Here is a 2,998-nt window from a genome sequence, read left to right on the forward strand (position 1 = left end):
GCACCGACGACGACGGCACCGACGACGACGGCACTGACGACGATGGCGGAGCAGCCGGCGGTGAAGGTGAACCACAGGACGGCCGGCAGGGAGACCGAGCTGCTGGCGCGTCTCAGTCGTTCCGCGGCGGCGCAACCACGGGCTCGGCCGGGCCGCAGGACTCGCTGCCGGGAACGGGAAGCACCCCGTTGGTGCTCATCGTCTTCGCCGCCGGACTGCTGCTGTCCGGCATCGCGATCCGATGGGCGGGGAGGTCGCCCGCTTCGGTCGGGAAGTGACCTTCGACCGGGGACCGGCACGGCGAGCTCGCCGTGCCGGTCCCGAGGGCGTGCCCGCCCATGCGTTGGTCGACCCGGTCAGACGGAGCCCCACGTGCCCGGGCGGGTGGGATCGACCTGGCGTGTCGAGAATTTCGACGTGTGGAGCCAGGCATGGAACTGTTCTGCGGCCAGCGGGCGCGAGATCGCATACCCCTGCGCCACGTCACAGCCGAAGGAACGGAGCCGCTCCAGGATCTGTTCGGTCTCGACCCCCTCGGCCACGACTTCGAGGCCCAGGTTGTGGCCGAGTTCGATCGTCGAGCGGACGATCACCCCGTCCTGCTGGTCGACGATCATCGTCGAGACGAAGCTCTGGTCGACCTTCAATTCGCTGACGGGGAGTTTGCGGAGGTAGCTCAGCGACGAGTATCCCGTGCCGAAATCGTCGATCGACATGCGGACGCCGAGTTCGTGGAGCTCCTGGATGGTCGCTCGGGTTCTGGGGGCGTCGACGAGCAATGACGACTCGGTGATCTCGAGCGTGAGGTAGCTCGCGTCGACATCATGGAGTCGAAGCTCCTCTGCGACCCGCCACGCAAGGTGGGCGTCGAGCAGGTCGTGAGTGGAGAGGTTGATCGACATCGACAGGTGGTGCCCGTTGTCGTGGAGTCGGCGCAGCTCGGCGATGCTGAGTGTCAACATCACGTTGGTGAGTGGTCGGATCATCCCCGATTCTTCGGCGACCCGGACGAAGTCGGTGGGCGACACGATGCCGCGCACGTCGTGGGTCCAGCGGACGAGCGCTTCCACACCGGTGATCGTCGTGCTCGCCAGGTCGAGCTTGGGCTGGAACTCGACGTCGAGTTCGCCGTTCTCGATCGCCGTGCGGAGGTCTCCCAGCATCGACAAGTGTCCCGGCGTTCTCAGATCGGCCTCCTCGCGATAGAAATCCGCTCCGACGCGTCGGGCCTTTGCGTCGTACATCGCGATGTCGGCATGGCGCAATGGCAGCTCGGGGTTGGTGCTGTCGGCGTCGGCGCGGGCGATTCCGATGCTTGCGGTCACCACCAACGAGAGGCCGTTGAGCGTGATGGGGCGGGAGGCACTGGCGATGCAGCGTCGCGCCAACGCCAGGACATCGTCATCACTCGTTGCGAGGGTCACCACGGCGAACTCGTCTCCGGCCAATCGCGCCAGGAAGTCGTCCGATCCCAGTTCTGACGCGAGTCGGCGCGAGAATTCGATGAGCAGTTCGTCGCCGGCATGGTGTCCCAACGTGTCGTTGACCTCCTTGAAGCGATCGAGGTCGATCATCATCACGTAGGCACTCCGACCGTACGAGTCTCGGTCGAGATCGGCGAGTTTGACTTGGAGGGCGAGTCGGTTGGGGAGTCCGGTGAGCGAGTCGTGGCGAGCTTCGTATTGCAGTCGGCGGTGCAGCATGCCCTTGCGCAGGCTCGAGCCGAGCTGCTCGGCGAGGTTGGTCGCGCGCGCCAGGTCATCGCTCGAGAACTGGTTGTCGGCGCTGTCGTGACGTGCGATCACCAGGATGCCGATCGGCCCGGTCTCGTCGTCGACGGGAGCGACGATGACGTCGCCGCACCGGCTGAAGCCGATCATCCCACTCGACGTGAGAGCCCGACCGGTCGTCAGTTCGGCGTTCTTCGCGCCGATCCACGGTGCCCAATCGGTTGGCCAGTCCTGATCGGCGTCGACCGGAAGGTCCGATGTCGAGAAGACCGGTCCCGACTCGTGATGGGCGAGCACCAGCAGGGTGAGATCGGCGCGCAGCAGCCGTTCTGCCTCGGCAACCGCGGATCGACCGATCTCGTCGAGATCGAGCGATCGGCCGACGCGACCCGCGAATCCATAGATGGCGGTGAGGTCACGGAGGCGCTGCGCGAGGATTCCGTGTCGGCGCATCATGTACCAGAGAGCGATGATGGGAACGATCGCGAGGAATGCGACGACGTTCGAGACCAGGTAGAGGCTCAACATCGCGCCGGCCATCGCGGCGTTGACGACGAGCACCCACGCTGCTCTCAATTCGTCGACGATGTGACGCAGCGTGTCACCGACGAAGCGCGACACGGCCAACGCCACGGCGATCGAGCCGAAGACGCCCGCAACGGTGACTGCCACCGTTGCCGACAGCACGAGCCGGAGGTCGGACATTCCGATCGGTGGGAGGAGTTCGCGCATCACCATGTAGGCGAGGGCCGTTTCGAACGTGAACATCGCGAGATTGAACAATTGCTTGTACAGCGGTGGCCGCTTGACCACGCCGAAGACAACGGCGCTCGCCGCCAGGCGCGCGACGACGCCCGCGACCGGGTCGAGGTAGACGAGCGCGAAGATCATCGGGATCTCCGACAACGAGAAGAGGATCGCGTTGCCGCGGAACTCGATTCGGAACACCGTCAGCAGAGTGGCCCCGAACGCGACGGACAGGATCACCTGCGTCCACGGTCCGCCGTCGACGACCGGCTCCTGGACTGTCTCGATCCTCGACGCGAGCGCCCACGCGATCGCGGTGAGTGCGATCGAGAGGGCGACGACCTCGGCGACCGCTCGTTTCTGGCCCGCTTCGCGGCGGGGTGGACGCGCCGCGTCCAGCGACGATTCGTCCTGCTCGACGCCCGTCATGCCCACCTCCTGAAAGTCTCAGGTTCCGACGATACCCGGCTCCGGCGCGCAGTCAGCGCCGGTCAGCCCCAGTGTGCTCCGCCCCAGTGTGC

The 2,998-nt window shown here is 66.0% G+C and carries 1 protein-coding gene and 1 pseudogene; one reads left to right on the forward strand and one right to left on the reverse strand.

The window, feature by feature from the left end:
• Positions 1–278, forward strand: a pseudogene (locus ON45_RS23285) (hypothetical protein); the annotation flags it as partial.
• Positions 279–356: 78 nt separating this feature from the next.
• Here ON45_RS23285 and ON45_RS21930 read toward each other — a convergent pair.
• Positions 357–2,906, reverse strand: a complete 2,550-nt coding sequence (locus ON45_RS21930) for a bifunctional diguanylate cyclase/phosphodiesterase (RefSeq protein ID WP_051063468.1) — start codon at positions 2,904–2,906, stop codon at positions 357–359.
• Positions 2,907–2,998 lie beyond the last annotated feature (92 nt).

Origin of the sequence: Ilumatobacter nonamiensis YM16-303 (genome assembly GCF_000350145.1) — a bacterium.
GTDB lineage: Bacteria > Actinomycetota > Acidimicrobiia > Acidimicrobiales > Ilumatobacteraceae > Ilumatobacter_A > Ilumatobacter_A nonamiensis.